Origin of the sequence: Streptomyces parvulus, assembly GCF_014648855.1 — a bacterium.
In the GTDB taxonomy this organism is placed as follows: domain Bacteria; phylum Actinomycetota; class Actinomycetes; order Streptomycetales; family Streptomycetaceae; genus Streptomyces; species Streptomyces parvulus.
This window is the reverse complement of the sequence record NZ_BMRX01000011.1, coordinates 1-23,932: the sequence shown is the minus strand read 5'-3', so window position 1 is coordinate 23,932 and position 23,932 is coordinate 1. Positions and strand designations below refer to the sequence as shown.

Here is a 23,932-nt window from a genome sequence, read left to right as displayed (position 1 = left end):
GGCGGGACGTGTCCTGGACACCCCGCACCCGGCTGACCGACAATCGCGGGTGTGACGTCGTCCTTCGAATTCCCCACGCACCCCGCGCGGTTGTCCGACGCGGAGCGCGACAAGGCGCTGAAGGTGCTCCGGGACGGGGTCGCCGTGGGACGCCTCTCGCACGACACGTTCGTCCGCCGGATGGAGCTGGCGCTCGCCGCCCGCCGCCCCGAGGAACTGGTCCCGCTCACCGCCGACCTGCGGACCGAGGGCCGGCTGTCCCGGCTCGTGTTCGGCGGCGTCGAGGCGGTGTCCGGGTTCGGCGTACGGCTCGGCCGGGCCTGGCGCGCCGAGCGGCTGCCCAAGCTGCTGCTGCCCCACTCCGGCACCGGCCACCCGCTGCGCATAGGGCGCGACCCGTCCAGCGGTCTGCGGCTGAACCACGAGACGGTGTCCCGGGTGCACGCGGAACTCAGCCGCCAGGGCGGCATGTGGGTGCTGCGCGACCTCGGCTCCACCAACGGCACGACGGTCAACGGACGGCGGGTCATCGCGGCGGCCGTCGTCCGCGAGGGCGACCAGATCGGCTTCGGCCGGATGACCTTCCGGCTCGCGGCGAGCCGGCCCGCCGGACCCGCGCCGCTCACCCCCGGCTGACGCGCACCGGCCACCCCGGCGGACCGCGCCGAGCACATCTCTGGCCTGGGCTTCACGCGGTGTCATGCGTTCTCCCGTGCCGTTCCGGAGGCCATCTCCCATTGCGTTGCGCGGTGTTGACGTACCCCCCAAGTCGTGACTGACTGTGCGTACACCGCGCACGTCAGGTGAACCGTCGGCCCACTTCACGGAGGTGTGCCCTGCCGCCCCTCCTGCGCTATCCGACCGTGGACGAGCTGGGTGCCAGGGCCGCCGCCTTCGTCGCCCGCCATCCCCGACAGGCCCGGCTGCGCCGCGTCGGCACCTCCCGCGCCGGCACCCCGCTGCTGCTGCTCTCCGTCGGCCACGGCGCCCGCAACGCCCTCGTCGTCGGCGGGCCGCACGCCAACGAGCCCGTGGGCGGCGCCACCGTCCTCCGGCTGGCCGAGCGGGCCGCGGCCGACCCCCGGCTCACCGAGGGCGCCGACGCCACCTGGAACCTGCTGCTGTGCGCCGACCCCGACGGACTGCGCCGCAACGAGGGCTGGCTGTCCGGCCCCTACACCCTCGGCCGCTACGCCAGGAACTTCTTCCGGCCCGGCTTCCTGGAACAGCCCGAGTGGCTGCCCGACGGCCCGGACCGCGTCACCCTGCCCGAGACCCGCACCCTGCTCGACCTCCAGGAAGAACTGCGGCCCTTCCTCCACTGCTCCCTGCACGGCGTCGACGTCGGCGGCGGCTTCGTCGAGCTGACCCACGACCTGCCCGGCATCGCCCAGCGCATCGCCCAGACCGCGGCCCGCCTCGGCATCCCCCGCGAACTGGGCGCCTACGACACCCTGTACTGGCCCGACCTCGGCCCCGCCGTCTACCGCATACCGACGCCCCGCCGCGGCGACCTCACCGCGGCCATCACGGAGGCCGCCGTCGACTCGACCTGGTGCCACCCCCGCCGCTACGGCACCGTCACCGCGGTCGTCGAGGCGCCCATGTGGGGCGTTGCCGCGGTGGCCGACGGCAGGCCCCCCGCCGACCGGGACGGGGTGCTGCGGGCCGTGAGCGGAGCGCTGCGGCACGACACGCGGCGCCTGCACCGCGTCCTCGCCCGTGTCCGCCCCCACTTCGCCGGGGTGCCGGGCGCGGCCCACCTGCTCGCCCCGGTCGACGACTACCTCCTGGTCTGCCCGCGGCTCGCCGACGCCTGGGACCCCGACACCGAGGACGGGTCGGGCCGCTCCCTGCCGCCCATGAGCACCGCCCACCTGGTCGCCCTGCGCCTGGCCGGACGCCGCCTCGCGCTGCGCACCGCCGGGCTGCTGCACCAGCTGGTGACCCGCGCCGGGGCCGACCCGGCCGGGGTCCTGCCCGAGCTGGACCGGCTGGTCGACGAGGGCTGCGCCGACTACCGCGACGGCTGCTCCGCGCACTGGATACCGATCGCCCGCCAGGTGGAGTACCAGACCCGGGTCGTCCTGGCCGCCTTCGAACTCGCCGGGCGGCGCCCCACCGCGGGCTCCCGGTCCGGCGACCCCGGGTGGAACCCGGGGGCCGCCGTGCCCCTGCACCGGGACTGACCCCGCCTCAGCCGTCCTGGCCGGTGCCCTCCACCCGCTCCAGCAGCGCCACCGGAGCCCCCGCGAACAGGTCCGCCACGCGCGCGTGCCCCTTGAACTCCCGTTCCGGCTCCAGCGCGTCGGTCCACCGGCCCGGCGGCAGCGGGAGGACCGTCGCGCCCCAGCCGCCCGCCTCCGCCAGCCGCAGCGACAGGCGCGTGACGGCCGTGACGGTCTCCCCGGAACGCGCGAACGCCAGGCAGTGCGCCGCCGCCGCCCCCTCGGCGGCGAGCGGCTCGTACGTCGCCGCGCCGCCGAAGGCACCGGGCCGCCGGGCCCGCAGCGCGAGCGCGGCCCGGGTCAGGGCGGCCTTCTCGCGCGACGTCCGGGACGCCCCGGAAGCGCCGGCCGCCTCGGCGCCGTCCGGCCCGCCGTGCTCCGGGAAGTCCACCGGGCGCCGGTTGTCCGGGTCCACCAGCGCCCGGTACTCGTGCTCGGTGCCCTGGTAGAGGTCCGGCACGCCCGGCATCGTGAGGTGGACCAGGGCGGTGCCGAGGGCGTTGGCCCGGACGTGCGGCTCCAGGGACTCCCGCAGCGCCGCCACCCGCTCCCCCGGCGCGCCGCACGGCCCCGCCGCCACGAACGCGGCCACCGCCTCCTCGTACGCCGGCTCCTGCTCCGTCCAGCTGGTGTGCGTCCCGGCCTCGCGCACGTGCTTGAGCAGCGCCTCCCGCACCCGCCCGCCGTCCGCCGGGCCCAGTCCGAACACCGTCTGCCAGGCCGCCCACGCCGACTGCGGATCCGGACCGGTGCCGCTCGCACGGGTGGCCTCCGCGAGGACGTCCGCCCACCGCCCCGGACACTCGGTGAGCACCGCGAGCGCGGCGCGCACGTCGGCGCTGCGCTTGGTGTCGTGCGTCGAGACGACCGTGCCGGTGGCCGGCCAGTCGCGCTGCACGCGCGCGCAGTAGGCGTGGAACCGCTCCGGGGCGAGCGCCGGACTCCCCGGCTCCCCGCCCACCTCGGTCGCCGACAGCAGCGGCACGTAGCGGTAGAACGCCGTGTCCTCGACGGACTTCGCGCGCAGCGCCGACGAGGTCTGCGCGAACCGGTTCCGGAACTCCGCGTACTCCGGCCCGTCGCCGTACCGCCCCAGCAGCAGGTCCCGCACGACGTCGACGGCGCCCGCCTCCTCCGGCACCGCGAACGCCGCGCGCGCCCCGGCCGCCGCCTCCTCGGTGACCACCGACGCCGCGTCCGCCGTGCCGTACGGCCGGTACACCTCCAGGCGCACCAGCAGCTCGCACAGCGCCGCGCGCAGCGCCCAGGGCGCCCGGTCGCGCAGCGTGGGCTCCGGCGAGGCCACGCACAGGCGGTGCGCCACCCGGGTCAGCCGCTCCGTCTCGGTGGCCAGCTCGTGCCCGAGCACCCGGTACGCCGCCCGCCGCACCGTCGCCGCCCAGTTTCCGCCCAGGTCGTCCGGCGGCGCGGCGAACGCCCGGTAGTGCCCGAGCAGTTCCCCGTATCCGTCCGGGTCCGCGAACACCCCGTCGACGTGCCGCAGGGCGTCGTAGCCGGTGGTGCCCGCGACGGGCCAGTCCGCGGGCAGCGGCTCCCCGTCCGCGAGGATCTTCTCCACCACCGTCCACCGCCCGCCGCTCGCCTCGTGCAGCCGCCGGAGATAGGCGCCGGGGTCGGCGAGACCGTCCGGATGGTCCACGCGCAGCCCGTCGACGACGCCCTCGTGCAGCAGCCGCAGGATCGTGGCGTGCGTCGCCTCGAACACCTCCGGGTCCTCGACGCGTACGCCGATCAGCTCCGAGATGCTGAAGAAGCGCCGGTAGTTCAGCTCGGTCCGGGCGAGCCGCCACCACACCGGGCGGTACCACTGCGCGTCCAGGAGCTGCGGCAGCGGCAGGTCCGCGGTGCCGTCCCGCAGCGGGAAGGCGTGCTCGTGGTAGCGCAGCACGTCGCCGTCGACCCGCAGCTGGTCCAGCACCTCGCCGACGGGCCCGCCGAGCACGGGTACCAGGAGCTGCCCGCCCTGCGCCTCCCAGTCGACGTCGAACCAGCGCGCGTACGGCGACGCCGGTCCCTGGCGCAGTACGTCCCACAGGGCGGCGTTGTGCCGGGGGGACATCGCCATGTGGTTCGGCACGATGTCCACGACCAGGCCGAGGCCGTGCTCCCGCGCGGTGCGCGACAGGGCCCGCAGGCCCTCCTCGCCGCCCAGCTCCTCGCGCACGCGCGCGTGGTCGACGACGTCGTAGCCGTGACCCGACCCCGGCACCGCCTCCAGCACCGGGGACAGGTGCAGGTGGGACACGCCGAGCGAGGCCAGGTACGGCACGGCGGCCGCCGCGGCCGCGAAGGGGAAGTCGGGCTGGAGCTGGAGCCGGTAGGTGGCGCGGGGAGCGGAGGGGGAGGCCGTGGAGGGCACCGGGACGGATCGCTCAGGTGTCATGCAGAGCTACGTACCCGTCCTGCCGCCATTCCTGTCACCGGCCCCCTGCACGGGTGCACGGGGCGTCCGCGCCCGGCGGACGCCCCCGGCCGCGTCAGACGGGCCGCTGGAGCACCACCAGGCTGCGGTCGACCAGGGTCAGCCGGTCCCCGGCCTGCACCTTCGCCCCGGTCTCCGCGGGCACCCCCGCCGGCAGCGCGGTGTCCACGATCAGCTCCCACTGCCGGCCGTGGTCCACCGGCACCACGAAGTCCAGCGTCTTGGGCGAGGCGTTGAACATCAGCAGGAACGAGTCGTCGCCGATGCGCTCACCGCGCGGACCGGGCTCGGAGATCGCGTTGCCGTTCAGGAAGACGGTCAGCGCCGACGCCCGCGCGGAGTCCCAGTCCCGCTGCGTCATGTCCGCGCCCTCCGGGGTGAACCAGGCGATGTCCGACAGCTCGTCCCGGGTGCCCTCCACGGGACGTCCGTGGAAGAAGCGGCGCCTGCGGAAGACCGGGTGGTCCTTGCGCAGCCACACCATGGCCCGCGTGAACTCCAGCAGCCCGGGGGCGGGCTCCTCGCCGTCCGGCCAGTCCAGCCAGGCGAGTTCGTTGTCCTGGCAGTAGGCGTTGTTGTTGCCCCGCTGGGTGCGGGCGAACTCGTCGCCGTGGCTGATCATCGGGACGCCCTGGGAGAGCAGCAGGGTGGCGGTGAAGTTGCGCATCTGCCGCGCCCTCAGCTCCAGGACCGCCGGGTCGTCGGTGTCGCCCTCGACGCCGCAGTTCCAGGAGCGGTTGTGGCTCTCCCCGTCGCGGTTGTCCTCGCCGTTGGCGTGGTTGTGCTTGTCGTTGTACGCCACCATGTCGTGCAGGGTGAAGCCGTCGTGGCAGGTCACGAAGTTGATCGAGGCCAGCGGGCGGCGCCCGTCGTCCTGGTAGAGGTCGGAGGAGCCGGTCAGCCGGGAGGCGAACTCGGCGAGGGTGCGCTGCTCGCCGCGCCACAGGTCGCGCACCGTGTCGCGGTACTTGCCGTTCCACTCGGTCCACAGCGGCGGGAAGTTGCCCACCTGGTAGCCGCCCTCGCCCACGTCCCACGGCTCGGCGATGAGCTTCACCTGCGAGACCACGGGATCCTGCTGCACCAGGTCGAAGAAGGACGACAGCCGGTCGACCTCGTGGAACTGCCGGGCCAGGGTGGCCGCGAGGTCGAAGCGGAAGCCGTCGACGTGCATCTCGGTGACCCAGTACCGCAGCGAATCCATGATCATCTGGAGGACGTGCGGGGACCGCATCAGCAGCGAGTTCCCGGTGCCCGTGGTGTCCATGTAGTAGCGCGGGTCGTCGGTCAGCCGGTAGTACGAGGGGTTGTCGAGGCCCTTGAAGGACAGCGTCGGGCCCAGGTGGTTGCCCTCGGCGGTGTGGTTGTAGACCACGTCCAGGATCACCTCGATCCCGGCCTCGTGCAGCGCCTTGACCGCCGACTTGAACTCCAGCACCTGCTGGCCGCGGTCGCCCCAGGAGGCGTAGGCGTTGTGCGGGGCGAAGAAGCCGACGGTGTTGTAGCCCCAGTAGTTGTTCAGCCCCATGTCGACCAGCCGGTGGTCGTTGACGAACTGGTGCACCGGCATCAGCTCCAGCGCGGTCACCCCCAGCTCGGTCAGGTGCTCGATGACCGCCGGGTGCGCGAGGGCGGCGTAGGTGCCGCGCAGCTCCTCGGGCAGCCCCGGGTGACGCATGGTCAGGCCCTTCACATGGGCCTCGTAGATCACCGTGTGGTGGTACTCCGTCCGGGGGCGCCGGTCGTCGCCCCAGTCGAAGTACGGGTTGACCACGACGGACGTCATCGTGTGCGGCGCCGAGTCCAGGTCGTTGCGCCGGTCGGGTTCGCCGAAGTGGTAGCCGTACACCTCCTCGCCCCACTGCACGGCGCCGCTGATCGCCCGCGCGTACGGGTCGAGGAGCAGCTTGGCGCTGTTGCAGCGCAGCCCGCGCTCCGGCGCGTACGGGCCGTGCACGCGGTATCCGTAGCGCTGCCCCGGCATCACGCCGGGCAGGTACGCGTGCCGGACGAAGGCGTCGCTCTCGCGCAGCTCGATGGCGGTCTCGGAGCCGTCGTCGTGCAGCAGACACAGCTCTACTCGGTCGGCGGCCTCCGTGAAGACCGCGAAATTGGTGCCGGCGCCGTCGTACGTGGCACCCAGTGGATATGCCTCTCCAGGCCAGACCTGCATGAACACGACTCTTTCAGGTGTGGGGCGCCGGTGCGGACGCCTTGGCTCCGAAGTCTCCCCGAAAGTGAGGCGACCACCTAGCACGTACGTCTCCCTACCCACCCTTCGGCGTCTCGCTCCACTCGCGCCGCGGGGCGGGCGCGGGGAAGTCTTCCCCGTACCCGGCCACGTCACCGCTATGACTCCGCTCACTCGGCGGTGGAGGGCGACCCGGAACGGGCGCGCGGATCAAGGAGGTTGGGAAAACCGGCGCGTCCATCGGGCTGCACCGCGGACCGCTCCCGGAGTACCCTTCCTTGATCGTTGGGACGGGGTGTCCCCGGGCGGCGCCCGGGGGAGCGGAAGGCGGTGCACGGGTGGGCTCGGGAGGGCTGGAGCTGCCTCCTGGTGACGACGGTCACCAGGAGACCTCCACGGACGTCCCGCCCGGTGCGGTGTCCCTGGCGCGGCCGATGAGCGCGGGCGCGATCGGCCCGGAACTGGACTGGGACGGCGGTGCCTGGCACGAGGTGCGCACCCGCGCCCAGCGGGCGGGCCGGGCCTACATCTGGCTGAACCTCGTCGAGCAGCGGCTGCGCGCCGTGGTCGGCGCGGTGCTCAGGCCGATCTACGAGCCCGTCCACGGCGACGACTGGGTGGTCGCCGCCGCCGGACCGGCCGGCCAGGAGTGGGTCCAGCGCGCGGTCGCGGTCCGCGAGGTCAGCCGCCGCAAGGGCTACCTGCTCGACCCGGCCGACGACAACGTCCTCAGCTTCCTGACCCTGCCCCAGCTGCGCGAGCTGATGGTGCAGCACTGGCCCTGCTTCGAGCCCTACGTGGACGAGCGCCGGGACGTGGAACTCGCCCTGGACGAGCTGGAGGTCACCCGCAACGTCGTCTCCCGCAACCGGGCGCTGTCCGAGGCGGTGCTGAACCAGGCCGAGCGGGCCTCGGCCCGGCTCCTGGAGGTCCTGGGCGCCGGCGGCGACGTGCCGTCGTCGCGGCGGCTGCCGGTGGACGCGGTGGAGGACCTGGTCGGCGACCGCTACGCCGACGTCGTCGCCGTCCACTCGGACCGCGTCCGGCTGCTGCGCCAGTTCCCGGCCGAGGACCTGTTCGGCGGCGCCCGCCGCGTGGACGCCCTCGGCATCGGCCTCAACCTGCTCGTGCAGAACTTCTCGGGCCGTCGCCTGCTGCGGATGGCCGAGGCCGGCGGGCGGGTGCGGCTGCTCTTCCTGAACCCGGCCTCCAGCGCCATCAAGCGCCGCGAGCGCGAACTGGGCATCAAGCGGGGCGAGCTGAGCCGGGCCGTGGAGATGAACATCCTGCACATGCGCCGGGTGCGGGCCCGGCTGCGGGACCCGGGGGCGTTCGAGATCCAGGTCTTCGACGAGACGCCCCGCTTCACCGCCTACCTCGTCGACGGGGACGGCGCCGACGGCATCGCGGTCGTCCAGTCCTATCTGCGCCGGACGCGGGGGATGGAGGCGCCGGTGCTCGTCCTGCGCAACGGGCGGGGCGGCGGCAGGGTCGTGAAGGCGGACGAAGTCGACGAAGGCGGACTCTTCCCCACCTACCGGGAGGAGTTCGAGCTGATGTGGGCGGACTCGCGGCCGGTGTCGTGACGGCCCGCGGCCGGTCCGGAGCGGGGACAAGCGGAATGCGATCCTCTGATTGTCAGTGGCCCGTGGGAGGGTGGAGACCACTGGGGGAAAGCACCACCGAGAAGGGGGACCGCCCATGGGCTGGCACCGGGAGCTGCTGATCGGCTTCGACCTGGAGACGACGGGCACCGATCCGCGCGAGGCGCGCATCGTCACGGCGGCCGTGATCGAGGTCAGGGGCGGGGAGCCGCAGGGCCGCCGGGAGTGGCTGGCCGACCCGGGCGTGGAGATTCCCGCCGAGGCGGTCGCGGTGCACGGCATCAGCAATGAGCGGGCGGCCTCGGAGGGCCGGCCCGCCGACCAGGTCGCGGACGCCGTCGCCGCCGTGCTCGCGGACCACTGGCGCACCGGCGTCCCCGTCGTCGCCTACAACGCGGCCTTCGACCTCTCCCTGCTCGCCGCCGAGCTGCGGCGCCACGGACTGCCGTCCCTGCGCGACCGCCTGGACGGTGCCGACCCCGCCCCGGTCATCGACCCGTACACCATCGACCGCTCGGTCGACCGCTACCGCAGGGGCAAGCGCAACCTGGAAGCGGTCTGCCGGGAGTACGGCGTGCCGCTCGACGCCGCCCACGACGCCACCGCCGACGCGCTCGCCGCGGCGCGGCTGGCCCGCGCGATAGCCGGCCGCCACCCCAAGGTCGCGGCGCTCGGCCCGGCGGACCTGCACCGCCGCCAGATCGAGTGGTACGCGGAGTGGGCGGCGGACTTCCAGAACTTCCTGCGCCGCAAGGGCGACGCGGCGGCGGTCGTCGACGCGACCTGGCCCCTGCGCGAGCCGGCCGACGAGCGGGTCTGACCCCGCCCGTGCGGCCCCGCGGAGTCAGAAGGGGTACCAGCGGACCGTCGGATCCCCGTCCCGCAGCGAGGCCACCCTGCGCTCGAACTCGGCCAGCGCCTTCGGATTGCTCGGCGCGTGCTGCGCCACCCAGGCGCAACTGGCGGTCTCCCGCGCCCCCCGCAGCACCGCGCACCCGTCCCACTCGCGCACGTCCCAGCCGTACGTCCGCGTGAAGGCGTCGTACGCCTCGGCGGGCAGCCCGTAGCGGTCCCGGCTCAGGGCGAGCACCACCAGGTCGTGCTCGCGCAGGTCGGCGGAGAAGGTCTCCAGGTCGACCAGGACCGGCCCGTCGGGACCGACGTGCACGTTGCGGGGCAGCGCGTCGCCGTGGATCGGGCCCGGCGTCAGGTGCGGGCTCAGCGCGGCGGCGGCCGCCGCGAACCCGTCCCGGCGCTCCCGGAGGTAGGCGGCGTCCGCGGGATCGATCACGTCGCCCGCGAGCCGCAGCCAGCGCTCCACACCGCCCAGCAGCTCGCGGGGCGGCAGTGCGAAGGAGGAGGGGAGGGGCAGTTCGTGGACCAGTCGCAGCAGTACGGCGACGTCCCGCGGTTCGGTGGGCCGCACCGGCTCGGGCAACCGGCGCCACACCGTCACCGGGTGGCCGTCGACGAACAGCGCCGACTCCCGCGCCGCCCGCACCGCCGGCACACCGGCCTCCTCCAGCCAGCGGGCGACGGCCACTTCACGCCGCGCCCGGTCGAGCAGCTCCGCGTCCCGGCCCACCTTGACCGCGAGGTCGCCGGCGGCGAACACCGCGTTCTCGCCGAGGGCCAGCAGCCGCGCCTCGGCCGGGCGGGTCAGCACCTCCGCCCCGGCCAGCACCTCCCGGGCCCGTGCCTCGTCCATCGTCGTACGCCTCCGTGTCCGTCAGGTCCGCCGGCTTCCCGCCGTCCGTCGGCCAGTGTCGCATTCACACAGGTGGGGGCGCGTGCGCGGGCTCTTGACGGGCCGCGGTCACTTCACGACCATGACGGAGCCCGTCCGAGCAGCGCAAAGGGGCTGATTACGTGACATTGGTGACCGAGTCGAGGAAGCCGGCGCGTCCTGCGCCCGGCAGCGGGCCTGGCCGGCGCGCGCCGGACCACGGCGCCTGGTTCCTCGTGCTGCCCGCGCTGATCCCCATCCTGGTGCTCAGCGTCGGACCGCTGCTCTACGGCATCCTGCTGGCGTTCACCGACGCCCAGTCCGGCCGCACCGAGCCCACCCGCTGGATCGGCACGCTGAACTTCCAGGACCTGCTGCACGACACGCTGTTCTGGGAGTCCTTCCGGATCGGGCTCGTCTGGGCGGCCGGGGTGACGGTGCCGCAGTTCCTGCTCGCACTCGGTCTCGCCCTGCTGCTCAACCAGAACCTCCGCCTGCGCTGGCTGGCCCGCGCCCTCGCCATCATCCCCTGGGCGATGCCCGAGGTCGTCGTCGGCGTCATGTGGCGCCTGGTCTACAACACGGACGCGGGCATCCTGAACGAGACGCTGCGCGACCTCGGCCTCGGCGGCGGCCACGACTGGCTCAGCGGCCTCGGCACCGCCCTGCCCGCCGTCATCGTCGTCGGCGTCTGGGCCGGCATGCCGCAGACCACGGTCGCGCTGCTCGCCGGTCTCCAGAACACCCCCCGCGAGCTGCACGAGGCCGCCGCGGTCGACGGCGCCGGAGCGTGGCGCCGCTTCCGCACGGTCACCTGGCCCGCCCTCAGACCGATCGCGCTCTCCATCACCGCGCTCAACCTCATCTGGAACTTCAACTCCTTCGCCCTGGTCTACGTGCTCACCAACGGCGGGCCCGGCGGCCGCACCCGGCTACCCATGCTCTTCGCCTACGAGGAGGCCTTCCGCTACGGGCAGTTCGGCTACGCGGCGGCGATGGGCTGCGTCATGGTCGCCGTGATCTCGATCGTCCTGGCCGTCTTCCTCGCCGGCCGGCTCAGGAGCGGATCCACGGGAGGTGACGAGGCGTGAGGACCTCGACCACGGCCCGCGCGGGCCAGTACGCCGCGCTGCTCGCGTACCTCGTCTTCCTGGCGTTCCCGTTCCTCTGGCTGATCTCCACCGCGTTCAAGCCGGCGCGCGAACTGGGCAGCCTGCACCCCACCTGGATCCCGCGGGACCCCACCCTCGACAACTTCCGCCAGGCCTTCGACGAACAGCCCCTGCTCCAGGCCGCGCTCAACTCCCTGGCCGCCGCGCTCGGCGCCGCGGTGATCGCCGTCCTGGTCGCCACGCCCATGGCCTACGTCATGGCCCGCCGCCGTGGCCGGCTCGGCCGGGCCGTCACGGGGTGGGTCGTGGTCAGCCAGGCCTTCCCCTTCGTCCTGCTGATCATCCCGCTCTTCCTGGTCCTGAAGAACCTCGGACTCATCAACTCCGTGCCCGGCCTGGTGATGGTGTACGTGGTGTGGTCGCTGCCGTTCGCGCTGTGGATGCTCACCGGATACGTGCGCGCCGTACCGGCCGAGCTGGAGGAGGCGGCCGCCGTCGACGGCGCCGGACGGCTGCGGACCCTGGTCTCGGTGACCGCGCCGCTGCTCGCGCCGGGCATCGTGGCGACCGCCCTGTTCGCCTTCATCACCGCGTGGAACGAGTTCTTCTTCGCCCTGATCCTGCTGAAGACACCCGAGAGGCAGACCCTGCCGGTGATCCTCACCCACTTCATCGGCGCCGAGGGCGTCGCCGACCTCGGCCCGCTGGCCGCGGCGGCCTTCCTCGCGACCCTGCCCTCGCTGGTGATCTTCGCGCTGATCCAGCGCCGGATCACGGGCGGCATGCTCGCCGGGGCGGTGAAGAGCTGATGCGCACGCGCACCCGCACCCGTACCGGCACCCGCACCGCGACCCTGTTCGCCGCCCTCGCCCTGCTGCTCGCCGGCTGCTCCCCGGGCGGCGACGGCCGCGACGACGGCCGGATCACCCTGCGCTTCCAGTCCCTGGCCTGGCAGGAGGAGTCGGTCGAGGCCAACAAGGAACTGGTCCGGGAGTGGAACGCCACCCACCCGGACGTCCGGGTGGAGTACGTGCAGGGCAGCTGGGACAGCGTCCACGACCAGCTCCTCACCTCCTTCGAGGGCGGCGAGGCGCCCGACATCATCCACGACGCCTCCGACGACCTCGCCGACTTCGCCTACGGCGGCTACCTCGCCGACCTGTCCGGCCTGCTGCCCGAGCGGCTGAAGTCGGACATCCCCGGCCGGAGCTGGGAGACCGTCACCTTCGGCGACGGCGTCTACGGCGTGCCGTTCCTCCAGGAACCCCGGGTGCTGATCGCCAACGCCGATCTGCTCCGCACCTCCGGGGTCCGCGTCCCGACACCGGAACACCCCTGGACCTGGGCGGAGTTCCGGCAGGTGACGAAGCGGCTGAGCGGCGACGGCAGGTACGGAGTCGCCTGGCCCCTGAAGGAGCCGGTCTCCGCGACGCTCAACCTCTCCCTGTCCAGCGGCGGCCGGATGTTCCACCGCGACGCCGACGGCAAGGTCACCGTCCGCTTCGAGGAGGGCGACGAGGTGATGCCCCGCACCGTCCACGACCAGGTCGGGACGGACCGCAGCGCCTCGTCCGACACCCTGGGCAGCGGCGGCTCCGACACCCTGCCCGGCTTCTTCGCGGGCAAGTACGCGATGGTCCCCCTCGGCTTCTCCTACCGCCAGCAGATCGAGCAGCAGGCCCCCGAGGGATTCGACTGGCAGGTGCTGCCCGCCCCCGCCGGCACCGAGGGACTCGCGCAGGGCGTCAGCCCGCAGACCCTGTCGATCGCCGAGGACACCCCGTACAAGAAGGAGGCCGTCGCCTTCCTCGACTTCCTCCTCCAGCCGGACAACATGGTGCGCCTCGCCCTCGGCGACTGGATGCTGCCCACCGGCACGCGGGCGCTGAAGGACCCCGCCCTGCACACCGACGAGGACGGCTGGGCCACCGGCACCGCGCTCGCCGGCCACCTGCGCTCGGCGCCCGCGCAGTCCGTCCGGGGCTATGCCGAGTGGAAGGACAAGGTGGCCACCCCCGCGCTCCAGGAGTACTACAGCGGGGCGATCGGCATGGCCGAGCTGCGCGGGAGACTGGAGGAGGACGGCAACCTGGTGCTCGCCCGGTACCAGCGCTGACGGCGCGCGGCCAGGGCGGCCGCGCCGAAAACCCGTTGCCCGTCCGGCGGGCGGCCGCCTAGCGTCACCTCCGTGGCAGCTTTCAACGCGATCTTCAACTCCGGTCCCGGCCGGGGCTGCACGCACTCCATCAGGAGGCGTCGCGGCTCCGGAGCCCTGACCGGCCCGGGGTCCCCCCGCCGCTGAGGGACGGCACGCCCGCGCACGTCAGGTGCCGGCCCGCGTCCTCCATCCCGCGGCGGGGCTGAGCCCCCGCGTACTCCTTTCGCCTTCGTCTTCCGGTCAGGGCCTTCGGCTGCCCTTTTCCCCTTCACGGAAGACAAGGACCGCAGGCCATGGCCCGCCCCACCCAGCGTGCCCGCACGCTCTCGCAGAACTTCCTCGCCGACCGGGCCACCGCCGAGCGCGTGGCCCGGCTCGCCGCCCCCGACACCCGCCGGCCCCCGCTCCTGCTCGAAGTCGGCGCCGGCAAGGGCGCACTCACCGGGCCCCTGGCCCGCCGCAGCCGGGAACTGCACGCCTACGAGATCGACCCCCGGCTGCTGCCGGGCCTCCGCGCCCGCTTCGCGCACGCCCCCCACGTCCGCGTCGTCGGCGGCGACTTCCTCGCCGCCCGGCCGCCGCGGGCCCCGTTCTCCCTCGCGGGCAACGTGCCCTTCTCGCGCACCGCGGACATCGTCGACTGGTGCCTCGCGGCGCCCGCGCTCACCGACGCCACCCTCATCACCCAGCTGGAGTACGCGCGTAAACGCACCGGCGACTACGGCCGCTGGACCCTGCTCACCATCCGGAGCTGGCCGGACCACGAGTGGCGCCTGGCCGGCCGGGTGGGCCGGTACCGGTTCCGCCCGGCGCCCCGGGTCGACGCCGGGATCCTGCGCCTCGAACGCCGGTCCGCGCCGCTGCTCACCGGCGCCGCCCGCCGTAGCTGGGACGACCTGGTCGAGCTGGGCTTCTCGGGGGTCGGCGGCTCGCTGCACGCCTCCCTGCGGCGGGCCCGGCCCGCGCGCCGGGTGGACGCCGCGTTCCGGGCCGCCCGGCTCGATCCGCGCGCGCTCGTCGGCGAGGTGCCGCCCGGCGCGTGGCTGCGACTGCACCGGGAGCTGGCGGCATGACCCGACGAGAATTGCACGATACGTTTCGTCTCGCATACGGTCGTCGCATGACCAGTCCCGCCCACATCGCCATGTTCTCCATCGCCGCCCACGGCCACGTGAACCCCAGCCTGGAGGTGATCCGCGAACTCGTCGCGCGAGGACACCGGGTGACGTACGCGATCCCGCCGCTCCTCGCGGACAAGGTCGCCGAGGCCGGCGCCGAACCCAAGCTCTGGAACAGCACCCTGCCCGGCCCCGACGCCGACCCCGAGGCCTGGGGGAGCACCCTGCTGGACAACGTGGAGCCGTTCCTCGACGACGCGATCCAGGCGCTGCCGCAGCTCGCCGAGGCCTACGCGGGAGACGAGCCGGACCTCGTCCTGCACGACATCGCCTCCTACACCGCCCGCGTCCTCGGCCACCGCTGGGACGTGCCGGTCGTCTCGCTCTCGCCCTGCATGGTCGCCTGGGAGGGGTACGAGCAGGAGGTCGCCGAGCCGATGTGGGAGGAGCCGCGGAAGACCGAGCGCGGCCGGGCGTACTACGCCCGCTTCCGGGCCTGGCTGGAGGAGAACGGGATCACCACGCACCCCGACCCCTTCGTCGGCCGGCCCGAGCGCTCCCTGGTGCTCATCCCCAGGGCCCTCCAGCCCAACGCCGAGCGGGTCGACGAGAAGACGTACACCTTCGTCGGTGCCTGCCAGGGCGACCGCACCGCCGAGGGCGAGTGGACGCGTCCCGAGGGCGCCGAGAAGGTCGTGCTGGTCTCCCTGGGGTCGGCCTTCACCAAGCAGCCCGGCTTCTACCGGGAGTGCGTCAAGGCCTTCGGTGAGCTGCCCGGCTGGCACACGGTGCTCCAGATCGGCCGGCACGTCGACCCGGCCGAGCTGGGCGAGGTGCCGGACAACGTGGAAGTGCGCTCCTGGGTGCCGCAGTTGGCGATCCTCCAGCAGGCCGACCTGTTCGTCACCCACGCGGGCGCCGGCGGCAGCCAGGAGGGACTGGCGACCGCCACGCCGATGATCGCCGTACCGCAGGCCGTGGACCAGTTCGGCAACGCCGGCATGCTCCAGGGGCTCGGTGTCGCCCGGCAGCTGGCCACCGACGAGGCCACCGCCGAGGCGCTGCGGACCGCGGCCCTCGCCCTGGTCGACGACCCGGAGGTGGCCCGGCGGCTCGCGGAGATCCAGCGGCAGACGGTCCACGAGGGAGGCACCCGGCGGGCCGCCGACCTGATCGAGGAGCGGCTGGCCGCAGCACGGGCCTGACCCCACCCCGCGCACCGCCGCGGCGGGCCCGCCGGTTCCTCCCCGGGAACCGGCGGGCCCGCCGCCGCGAGGGCCGCTCACGCCCCCGACCGCTCACGCCCCCACTCGCTCACACCCCCACCCGCTCACCCCGCTGCCCGCGCTCGCCCTCGTCGTCCCGGACGGCCGGCGCGACCGCCTCGGGAGACTCGTCGTGCGTGAGGTCGGGCAGCCGGTGCAGCCACTTCGGCAGGTACCAGTTGCGCTCACCCAGCAGGGACATCACGGCCGGCAGCAGCACGCCCCGGATGACCGTCGCGTCGATCAGCACCGCCGCCGCCAGGCCCACGCCCATCTGCTTCATGGACTGCATGGACAGCGTCCCGAAGATGGCGAACACCGCGACCATGATGACGGCCGCACTGGTGACGACCCCAGCCGTTGTGACCACCCCGTGCCGGATCGCGTCCCCCGTGCTCCGCCCGCGCAGCCGCGCCTCGCGGATCCGCGAGACCACGAAGACGTGGTAGTCCATCGACAGGCCGAACAGGATCACGAAGAGGAACAGCGGCAGCCACGTGATGATGGCGCCCACACCCTCCGCGCCCACCAGCGACGCGCCCCAGCCGTGCTGGAAGACGGCGACCAGGATGCCGTAGGCCGCGCCCACCGACAGCAGGTTCAGCACGATCGAGGTGAGTGCCACCGTCAGCGAGCGGAAGGACAGCAGCATCAGCAGGAAGGCGAAGGCCACCACGAAGGCGAAGACCGGCAGCACCGAGCCGACCAGCTGGTCGTTGAAGTCCTTCGAGCCGGCGACCTGACCGGTGATCGGCGCCTCGACGCCGTCGACCTTGCCGAGGGTGGCGGGACGCACCTCGTCCCGCAGCGTCTCCAGGCTCTCGCCCGCCTTGTCCTGGTCGGACCCGCCGACCAGCGGGACGTACACCAGGGCGACGTTCTGCCCGTCGTGCACGGTGATGTCGACCGGCCCGCGCGAGGCCCCCGAACTCACCGCCCGCTCCCGGAAGTCGGCGATCGCGGCCCGCACCCGCGGCGCGTTGATGTCGTCGGCCTTCACCACCACCTCGGCCGGGTCGGAGCCGCCCGGGAAGGCCTCGTTGACCCGGTTGTACGTCTGCACGATCGGCAGCGAGTCGCCGAACTCCTGGTCCAGCGTGAGGTTCTCGGTCTTCATGCCGATCGCCGGCGCGGCCACGGCCAGCAGCGCGCCGGTCGCCACCACCGCGGCCAGTAGCGGCCTGGCCAGGACGCGGTTCAGCACCGCCGTCCAGAACCGGCTGCCCTCGGCGGCGCCGCCCTCGCGGCGCCGGCGCAGGAACGGGACCCTGCCCTTCTCGACCCGCTCGCCCAGCAGCGACAGCAGCGCCGGCAGCACCGTCACCGAGCCCACCATGGCGACCGCGACCACCATCAGCGAGGCCAGGCCCATCGCCTCGAACTCGGCGATCCCGGTGAACAGCATGCCCGCCATCGCCACGCACACCGTGACGCCGGAGACGACGATCGCGCGGCCACTGGTGGCGGCGGCGATCCTCAGCGCGGTCTGCGCGTCCCGGCCCGCGGCGCGCTCCTCGCGCTCCCGGCGCAGGTAGAACAGGCAGTAGTCGACGCCGACGGCGAGACCGACCAGCAGCATCACGGAGTTGGCGGTCTCGCTCATCGGCTGGACGTGCGAGACCAGGGCCATCAGACCCATCGTCGCGACGATCGCGGTGATCGCCAGCGCCACCGGGACCAGCGCCGCCACCAGCGCCCCGAACGCCACCAGGAGGATGCCCAGCGCCACCGGCACCGCCGAGTACTCGGCCTTCTTGAAGTCGTCGCCGAACGCGTCGTCGAACGTCTTCATCATGCTGGCGCCGCCGATCTCCTCGATCCGCAGCGCCTCGTGCTCCTTCTGGACGTCCGCGACCGCGTTCAGCACCGGCTCCACCCGGTCGCCCGCGGTGTCCGCCTCCCCCCGCATGTCGAACCGCACCAGCGCGCTGCGGCCGTCCTTCGAGATGGTCCCGGCCTCGTACGGCGTGGTCACCCCCGTGACCCGGCCGGTCCCCTCCACCGCCTCGACGACCGCGGTGACGGCGGCCCGGAAGCCGGGGTCCGTCGCCCTGAGGCCGCCGTCCCTCGACTGGACGAGGACGGACTCGCCGGCCGGCTCCTCGATCCCGGCGTCCTCCACGATCCGCGCGGCGGTGTGCGTCTCGCCGCCCATCTGGTCGCTGTCCTTGACGTCGACCCGGCCGGCCGCCGACCCGAGGCCCGTCGCGAGGACGACGAACAGGATCCAGATGCCGACGGCGGCCCATCGGTGCCTGGCGCTCCAGCCGCCGGCCCGTGCGGCTATGCCCCGCACCCGTGTGTCTCGCTTCCGCATGACCGGCCTGCCCCCCACTGAGCGGCGACGGCCCCCTGCCGTCACCTTGCGCTTCGAAGGTATGGGCCGGGTAAGAACGCCGCGTCGTGCTGTTCGGTGACGTGCCGCCGCGGCGGCTCATCCCTCCGTACCGCCGCCGCTCACCGCTGAGGATGATCCCGGCCCCTTACATCTACCGGGGTCGCCCGCGCGCGGGGTCAGGGTGCGCGGAAGCGCGCCAAAAGTCTTTCGTAAACTTGTTGTTTAAGTCACAGGTGCGCGTAGTGGTTGAACCGCGCGCACCCCATCGGCGAGAGTGGCGCGCACGTCCGCCGCCGCGCGGACCCGGCCGTCGTGCCCGCCCCCACGGGGCACGACGGCCGTTCTAGGGTGTGCCCCATGACCACGACGTACGCGGCGCTGCTGCGCGGGATCAATGTCGGCGGGGCGAAGAAGCTCCCGATGGCCGAACTGCGCGCCCTCCTGACGGACCTCGGCCACGACGCCGTACGCACCCATCTCCAGAGCGGGCAGGCGGTGTTCGCGGCCGCCCGCGGAGACGAGGAGTCCCTGGCCGCCGGGCTCGCGCGGGCGATCGAGAAGCGGTTCGGCTTCACGGTGGACGTCATCGTGCGCGACCACGCCTACCTGAAGGCCGTCGCCGAGGCGTGCCCGTTCCCGGCCGCCGAACTGGAGCCCAAGCAGCTGCACGTCACCTACTTCTCCGCCCCCGTCGACGCCGAGCGCTTCGCGGCCGTCGAGGCGGCGTCCTTCCTCCCGGAGGAGTTCCGCCTCGGCGACCGCGCCCTGTACCTGTACGCGCCGGACGGCCTCGGCCGCTCCAAGCTCGCCGAGACCCTGGCCCGGCCCCGCGTCACCAAGGGCCTGGTCGCCACCACCCGCAACTGGAACACCGTCGTCAAACTCGTCGAGCTGACCGGCTCCTAGCGGGCCCCGGACGTCATGCCCCGACCGCCGCCAGAGCCGGCGTCCGGGCCGCGTCGTACCGCTCCAGCAGCACCCGCGCCACCTCGGGGGAGGGGCCGAGGACGTCCGCCAGTACGTCGGCCGCGGCCGCGCCCCGCGCGATCCGGTCCGGCAGCCGGCCGGGCGCGAGCACGTACGGGGCGACCGCCACGCGCGCGCAGCCCAGCTCGCGCAGTTCCCGCACCGCGTCCTCGGTGCGGGGAAGGGATGCGGAGGCGAACGCAGGCCGCACGGCGCACCAACCGGAGCGCCGCCACTCCCGCGCGATTTCTGCGATCACTGCGATCGCCTCCGGGTCGGAGGACCCCGCCGAGGCCAGGACGACCCCGGTCGAGGACTTGTCGGCGGGCGTGAGACCCGCCTCGTACAGCCGCCGCTCCAGCGCGTCCAGCAGCAGCGGCGAGGGGCCGAGCACCTCCGCCTGCCGGACGTCGAGGCGCGCCGGGGCGTCCGCCAGGACCGCCGGGATGTCCGTCTTGGCGTGGAAGGCGCGGGTCAGCAGCAGCGGCAGCGCCACCACCTCCCGCACCCCCTCCGTCGCCAGGGACTCCAGCACACCCGGTACGGAGGGCACGTTGAACTCCAGGAAGCCCGTCTCGACCCGTACCCCGGGACGCAGCGCCCTGACCCGGCGGACCAGGGCGTGCACCGTCGCGGCGTGCCGCGGGTCGCGGCTGCCGTGGGCGATGACCAGCAGGACCGGCGTCGACATGTCGTACCTCAGCTCTTGACCAGCAGACCGCGGCTGCGCAGGACCCAGCGCTCCAGGGGGCTGAAGACGAGCAGGTCGATGGCGATGCCGACGATGAGGATGAGGAGGATGGCCTCGAACACCATGGCCATGTCGCTGGCGTTGCGGCCGTTCTCCAGGAGCTGGCCGAGGCCGACGCCGAGGTCGGGGAAGGAGGCGATGATCTCGGCGGCCATGAGGGAGCGCCAGGAGAAGGCCCAGCCCTGCTTGAGGCCGGCGACGTAGCCGGGCAGGGCGGCGGGGAGCACGATGTGCCAGGTGCCCTTGAGCCCGGTGGCGCCCAGCGTGCGGCCGGCGCGCAGGAAGAGCGGGGAGATCTGGTCGACGCCGGAGACGAGGCCGTTGGCGATGGAGGGGACGGCGCCCAGGAGGATGACGGCGTACATCATCGAGTTGTTCAGGCCCAGCCAGATCACGGCCGGCGGCACCCAGGCGACGGAGGGCAGGGACTGGAGTCCGGACAGGATCGGCCCGATCGCGGCGCGCACGACCTTCACGCGTGCCACCAGCAGCCCGAGCGGGGTGCCGATGAGCAGGGCGAGGAGGAACCCGGACAGGCCCCGCGAGACGCTCGTCCAGATGTAGCCGAGCAGGTCGCCCTGGAGCCAGGCGTCCCGCACCACGTTCCACACGTCCGAGGGAGAGGGCAGCTTGGTCGGGTCGTCGACGATCTTGAAGGAGACCAGCGCCTGCCACACCGCGAGGACGAGGAGTACGGCGACGGTGGGCGGGAGGATCTTCTCGGTGAAGGTCTGCCGGAAGGGCGTGCGCACCTTCTGCCGGGTCTCCAGGGCGTCGAGGCCCGCTTCGAGGCCGGCGAGGTCCCCCGTGTCCTTGGCCGGGGTGGCGGTGTCAGTGCTGGCCATGGCGGCGGATCTCCCCACGCAGTTCTTCGGTGATCTCGACGGAGAGTTCCGCCACGGCGGTGTCCTCGATGCGGCGCGGCTGCGGGATGCCCACGGTCCACTCGCGTGCCACCCGCCCGGGGCGCGAGGACAGCAGCACCACGCGCTCGGCGAGCCGTACCGCCTCGCGCACGTTGTGGGTGACGAACAGGACGGAGACCTGCGTCTCGCGCCAGATGCGGGTCAGTTCGTCGTGCAGGACGTCGCGGGTGATGGCGTCCAGGGCGGCGAACGGCTCGTCCATCAGGAGCAGTTTGCTCTCCTGGGCCAGGGCCCGGGCGAGGGCGACGCGCTGGCGCATGCCGCCGGACAGCTCGTGCACGCGCTTGCCGTGCGCACCCTTGAGCCGGACGAGCCCGAGCAGCTCCTCCGCCTTCTCACGGCGCTCGGCCTTGGGCACGCCCCGCAGTTTCAGGGCGAGTTCGATGTTCTTGCCGGCGGTGAGCCAGGGGAAGAGGGCGTGCTCCTGGAACATGAGGGCGGGGCGGCCGTCGGTGGTGATGTCGCCGCTGGTGGGCTCATCGAGTCCGGCGACGAGGTTGAGCAGGGTGGACTTGCCGCAGCCGGAGGCCCCCAGGAGGGTGACGAACTCGCCCGGTGCGACATCGAGGGTGATGTCGTCCAGGACGAGCTGCTGTCCGGCGGGGCCCGCGAAGGACTTCGAGACGTGCTCGATGCGGGCGGCGTGCGCGACCGGCTCGACGCCTTCGTCGGCCTTGGCGAGCGTCGTGGTCGTGGCCATGGTCGTCACCTCCTGGGGGATGGTCGGGTCCGGGCTCTACTTGGCGCCGAGTCCGGCGTCGTCGACGGCGGGCCTGCCCTTGGCGGCGAGGACCTTGTTCAGCAGCGTCAGGTCGTAGATGCCGGCGAGGTCGGGCTTGTCCAGGAGACCGGCCTTGACGGCGTGGTCGGCCTGGGCGTCGAGGGTCGCGGCCAGCGGGTCGTCGGTGAGCTGGATCGACTTCCAGGCCGGGTCGAGGACGTCGGCGGGCAGGGCCTTGCCGGTGTCCTTCTCCAGCTGCTTGTTGGCGGCGGCCTTCGCCTCGTCCGGGTTGGCCTTGATCCACTCGTTGGTCTCGACCGACGCCTTGAGCACGGCCTCGACGGCCTTGGGGTGCTCGGCGAGGAACTTCTGCGACACGATGATGTTCGTGATCACGAACTTCTTGTCGGGCCACAGCGTGGACTCGTCCAGCAGCACCTTGCCGCCCTCGGCGACGAGCTTCGAGGCGGTGGGCTCGGGCACCCAGGCGCCGTCCAGGGAACCGGACTTGTAGGCGTCGGGGGTGACCTTGTTGTCGCTGCGGACCACGGTCACGTCGCCCTTGCCGCTCTGCGCGTCGACCTTCCAGCCCTGCTCGGCGATCCAGTTGAGGAAGGCCACGTCCTGGGTGTTGCCGAGCTGCGGGGTGGCGATCCGCTTGCCCTTGACGTCCTTCAGCGACTTGATCTTGTCCGGGTTCACGACGAGCTTGACGCCACCGGAGGCCGATCCGCCGATGATGCGCAGGTTCTTGCCGCCGGACTTGGTGTAGCCGTTGATCGAGGGGGACGGGCCGATCCAGCCGATGTCGATGGAACCGGAGTTCAGCGCCTCGATCTCGGAGGGACCGGCGTTGAAGGTCGCGTACTTGGTCTCGGTCGCGCCCAGGGCCTTCTGGAAGAAGCCCTTCTGGTTGCCGACCAGCGCGGTGGCGTGGGTGACGTTGCCGAAGTACCCGATCCGGACGGAGTCCAGACCGTCGGTCTTCTCGGCCCCGGCGGCGACCTTGGCACCGTCGTCCTTCTCGGCCTCGGAGCCGTACCCGCAGGCGGCGAGGGCCAGGAGGGGCAGGGTGGCCAGGACCGCGACGGTGCGGCGCAGAGCGGTGGTGGCAGGCACGGGAGGTGTTCCTCTCGTTGGTCCGGCTCGCACGCCTGTCGGTGGGTCCGAGGTCAGGTCGTGGCCGGGAGGTCGGCTTGTCTTCGGCTGTGCGGGTGGGGGGTGTGGGCGCGCGAGCGGTGCGCGTACGTCAGCACGCACATCGCCCGACCCCGCCCTGCCCGCTGCCGAGGGTGCCGCTGCCGACTCGGCCGCCCTCCTTGGCGAACGTGGAGTAGAAATCGGGTGAGTTCATGCTCAGAAGTCCCACCCGTCGTCGTCCGCCTCGTCCTTGACCGGCTCCGGCGAGGCGAAGGACTCGCCGGCCATGCCGGCCGTGAGGGTGGTGCCGTCGTTGGGGTCGATGAGGATGAAGGACCCGGTGCGACGGGAGTCGGCGTAGGAGTCCGCGGGCAGCGGCTCGGCGGTGCGCAGGGTGACCCGGCCGATGTCGTTGGCGACGAGCCGGCCCGGGTGCGGGTGCAGGGACAGGTCGTCCAGGGTGAGCCGGGCCGGGATGTCCTTCACGATCGCCTTGACCGTGCGGGTGCCGTGCTTGAGCAGTACGCGGTGGCCGACGGTGAGGGGCGCGTCGGCCACGTGGCAGACGGTCGCCTCGACGTCCTGGCTGGTGGCCGGCGCGTCCTTGCGCGGCACGATCAGGTCGCCGCGGGAGACGTCGATGTCGTCGTCGAGGAGCAGGGTCACCGACTGCGGCGTCCACGCCTCCTGGACCGGCACGCCCAGCAGATCGATCCCCGACACCGTGGAGGTACGGCCGGAGGGCAGGACGGTGATCTCGTCGCCGACGCGGAAGGTGCCGGCGGCGATCTGCCCCGCGTAGCCGCGGTAGTCGGGGTGCTCGGCGCTCTGCGGCCGGATGACGTACTGCACGGGCAGCCGGGCGTGGCAGTGCGCGAGGTCGTGGCTGACCGGCACCGTCTCCAGGTGCTCCAGGACCGTCGGGCCGCCGTACCAGTCCATGACGGCCGAGGGTTCGACCACGTTGTCCCCGGCGAGTGCCGAGATTGGGATCGCGGTGACCTCCGGTACGCCCAGCTCCGTGGCGTACGCCGTGAACTCCTCGGCGATGGCGGCGAAGACGGGCTCGCGGTAGTCGACGAGGTCCATCTTGTTGACGGCGAGGACGACGTGCGGGACGCGCAGCAGGGCGGCGATGGCGGCGTGCCGGCGGGTCTGTTCGACGACGCCGTTGCGGGCGTCGACCAGGATGACGGTCAGCTCGGCGGTGGAGGCGCCGGTGACCATGTTCCGCGTGTACTGCAC

Annotated in this window: 19 protein-coding genes; 10 read left to right on the top strand and 9 right to left on the bottom strand. The window is 73.2% G+C overall.

All coding sequences use genetic code 11. From position 1 onward, the window contains the following. Positions 1-51 precede the first annotated feature (51 nt). Positions 52-636, top strand: a complete 585-nt coding sequence (locus tag IE108_RS22350; protein WP_064730381.1) for an FHA domain-containing protein — start codon at positions 52-54, stop codon at positions 634-636. 227 nt (positions 637-863) lie between these two features. Further along, positions 864-2,189, top strand: a complete 1,326-nt coding sequence (locus IE108_RS22345) for a M14 family zinc carboxypeptidase (RefSeq protein WP_064730382.1) — start codon at positions 864-866, stop codon at positions 2,187-2,189. Positions 2,190-2,196: 7 nt separating this feature from the next. On the opposite strand, the gene treY is transcribed toward IE108_RS22345, so the two are convergent. Then, a complete protein-coding gene (treY, locus tag IE108_RS22340; RefSeq protein WP_064730383.1) occupies positions 2,197-4,632 on the bottom strand; it encodes a malto-oligosyltrehalose synthase in 2,436 nt (811 codons plus the stop codon). 94 nt (positions 4,633-4,726) lie between these two features. Next, positions 4,727-6,844: a glycogen debranching protein GlgX gene (gene glgX, locus IE108_RS22335; RefSeq protein WP_064732019.1), complete on the bottom strand. Its 2,118-nt coding sequence runs from the start codon at positions 6,842-6,844 to the stop codon at positions 4,727-4,729. Between the two features lie 356 nt (positions 6,845-7,200). Between glgX and IE108_RS22330 the strand changes: the two genes are divergently transcribed. Both IE108_RS22330 and IE108_RS22325 read left to right on the top strand, forming a co-directional pair. After that, positions 7,201-8,448 carry a DUF5919 domain-containing protein gene (locus tag IE108_RS22330; RefSeq protein WP_064730384.1) on the top strand — a complete coding sequence of 416 codons (1,248 nt, stop codon included), beginning with the start codon at positions 7,201-7,203 and terminating at the stop codon, positions 8,446-8,448. Positions 8,449-8,563: 115 nt separating this feature from the next. Further along, positions 8,564-9,286, top strand: coding sequence for an exonuclease domain-containing protein (locus IE108_RS22325; RefSeq protein WP_064730385.1), 723 nt, complete (start codon positions 8,564-8,566; stop codon positions 9,284-9,286). Positions 9,287-9,310: 24 nt separating this feature from the next. On the opposite strand, the gene IE108_RS22320 is transcribed toward IE108_RS22325, so the two are convergent. Then, the gene (locus tag IE108_RS22320) at positions 9,311-10,174 is read right to left on the bottom strand and encodes a phosphotransferase enzyme family protein (protein ID WP_064730386.1); all 864 of its coding nucleotides are present in this window, start codon (positions 10,172-10,174) and stop codon (positions 9,311-9,313) included. 161 nt (positions 10,175-10,335) lie between these two features. Here IE108_RS22320 and IE108_RS22315 point away from each other — a divergent pair, with 161 nt between their 5' ends. From IE108_RS22315 to IE108_RS22295, 5 genes are all read left to right on the top strand, one after another. Beyond that, positions 10,336-11,283 (top strand): carbohydrate ABC transporter permease, encoded by a 948-nt coding sequence (locus IE108_RS22315; RefSeq protein WP_064730387.1) that lies wholly within the window; start codon positions 10,336-10,338, stop codon positions 11,281-11,283. After that, positions 11,280-12,113, top strand: a complete 834-nt coding sequence (locus IE108_RS22310) for a carbohydrate ABC transporter permease (RefSeq protein WP_064730388.1) — start codon at positions 11,280-11,282, stop codon at positions 12,111-12,113. The genes IE108_RS22315 and IE108_RS22310 overlap by 4 nt, the downstream gene beginning before the upstream one ends. Further along, positions 12,113-13,420 carry an ABC transporter substrate-binding protein gene (locus tag IE108_RS22305; RefSeq protein WP_064730389.1) on the top strand — a complete coding sequence of 436 codons (1,308 nt, stop codon included), beginning with the start codon at positions 12,113-12,115 and terminating at the stop codon, positions 13,418-13,420. The genes IE108_RS22310 and IE108_RS22305 overlap by 1 nt, the downstream gene beginning before the upstream one ends. Positions 13,421-13,755: 335 nt before the next feature. After that, positions 13,756-14,535 (top strand): 23S rRNA (adenine(2058)-N(6))-methyltransferase Erm(O), encoded by a 780-nt coding sequence (erm(O), locus tag IE108_RS22300; protein ID WP_064730390.1) that lies wholly within the window; start codon positions 13,756-13,758, stop codon positions 14,533-14,535. Continuing rightward, the gene (locus IE108_RS22295; protein ID WP_064730391.1) at positions 14,532-15,785 is read left to right on the top strand and encodes a glycosyltransferase; all 1,254 of its coding nucleotides are present in this window, start codon (positions 14,532-14,534) and stop codon (positions 15,783-15,785) included. Before erm(O) ends, IE108_RS22295 begins: the two co-directional genes overlap by 4 nt. Before the next feature lie 109 nt (positions 15,786-15,894). On the opposite strand, the gene IE108_RS22290 is transcribed toward IE108_RS22295, so the two are convergent. Beyond that, on the bottom strand, positions 15,895-18,162 hold the full coding sequence (locus tag IE108_RS22290) for an MMPL family transporter (protein ID WP_064732020.1): 2,268 nt from the start codon (positions 18,160-18,162) through the stop codon (positions 15,895-15,897). A 378-nt stretch (positions 18,163-18,540) separates the two neighbouring features. Between IE108_RS22290 and IE108_RS22285 the strand changes: the two genes are divergently transcribed. Further along, complete coding sequence (locus IE108_RS22285; RefSeq protein WP_064730392.1) at positions 18,541-19,089, top strand: DUF1697 domain-containing protein; 549 nt, start codon at positions 18,541-18,543, stop codon at positions 19,087-19,089. Between the two features lie 13 nt (positions 19,090-19,102). On the opposite strand, the gene IE108_RS22280 is transcribed toward IE108_RS22285, so the two are convergent. The 5 genes from IE108_RS22280 to IE108_RS22255 form a co-directional block, all read right to left on the bottom strand. After that, positions 19,103-19,840, bottom strand: a complete 738-nt coding sequence (locus IE108_RS22280) for a sirohydrochlorin chelatase (protein ID WP_064730393.1) — start codon at positions 19,838-19,840, stop codon at positions 19,103-19,105. An 8-nt stretch (positions 19,841-19,848) separates the two neighbouring features. Further along, positions 19,849-20,745 (bottom strand): ABC transporter permease, encoded by an 897-nt coding sequence (locus tag IE108_RS22275; protein ID WP_064730394.1) that lies wholly within the window; start codon positions 20,743-20,745, stop codon positions 19,849-19,851. Then, the gene (locus tag IE108_RS22270; RefSeq protein ID WP_064730395.1) at positions 20,732-21,526 is read right to left on the bottom strand and encodes an ABC transporter ATP-binding protein; all 795 of its coding nucleotides are present in this window, start codon (positions 21,524-21,526) and stop codon (positions 20,732-20,734) included. The genes IE108_RS22275 and IE108_RS22270 overlap by 14 nt, the downstream gene beginning before the upstream one ends. A 36-nt stretch (positions 21,527-21,562) precedes the next feature. Further along, entirely contained in the window at positions 21,563-22,666 is a 1,104-nt protein-coding gene (locus IE108_RS22265) for an aliphatic sulfonate ABC transporter substrate-binding protein (RefSeq protein ID WP_064730396.1), read from the bottom strand. Positions 22,667-22,903: 237 nt separating this feature from the next. After that, positions 22,904-23,932 (bottom strand): sulfate adenylyltransferase subunit 1 (locus tag IE108_RS22255; protein WP_189397736.1); only part of this gene is annotated, 1,029 nt, incomplete at its 5' end.

Coding starts and splice junctions, on each gene's coding strand:
- glgX (WP_064732019.1), bottom strand. CDS start 6,844: ATGCAGGTCTGGCCTGGAGAGGCATATCCACTGGGTGCCACGTACGAC.
- treY (WP_064730383.1), bottom strand. CDS start 4,632: ATGACACCTGAGCGATCCGTCCCGGTGCCCTCCACGGCCTCCCCCTCC.
- IE108_RS22320 (WP_064730386.1), bottom strand. CDS start 10,174: ATGGACGAGGCACGGGCCCGGGAGGTGCTGGCCGGGGCGGAGGTGCTG.
- IE108_RS22295 (WP_064730391.1), top strand. CDS start 14,532: ATGACCCGACGAGAATTGCACGATACGTTTCGTCTCGCATACGGTCGT.
- IE108_RS22285 (WP_064730392.1), top strand. CDS start 18,541: ATGACCACGACGTACGCGGCGCTGCTGCGCGGGATCAATGTCGGCGGG.
- IE108_RS22290 (WP_064732020.1), bottom strand. CDS start 18,162: ATGCGGAAGCGAGACACACGGGTGCGGGGCATAGCCGCACGGGCCGGC.
- IE108_RS22275 (WP_064730394.1), bottom strand. CDS start 20,745: ATGGCCAGCACTGACACCGCCACCCCGGCCAAGGACACGGGGGACCTC.
- IE108_RS22270 (WP_064730395.1), bottom strand. CDS start 21,526: ATGGCCACGACCACGACGCTCGCCAAGGCCGACGAAGGCGTCGAGCCG.
- IE108_RS22280 (WP_064730393.1), bottom strand. CDS start 19,840: ATGTCGACGCCGGTCCTGCTGGTCATCGCCCACGGCAGCCGCGACCCG.
- IE108_RS22305 (WP_064730389.1), top strand. CDS start 12,113: ATGCGCACGCGCACCCGCACCCGTACCGGCACCCGCACCGCGACCCTG.
- IE108_RS22325 (WP_064730385.1), top strand. CDS start 8,564: ATGGGCTGGCACCGGGAGCTGCTGATCGGCTTCGACCTGGAGACGACG.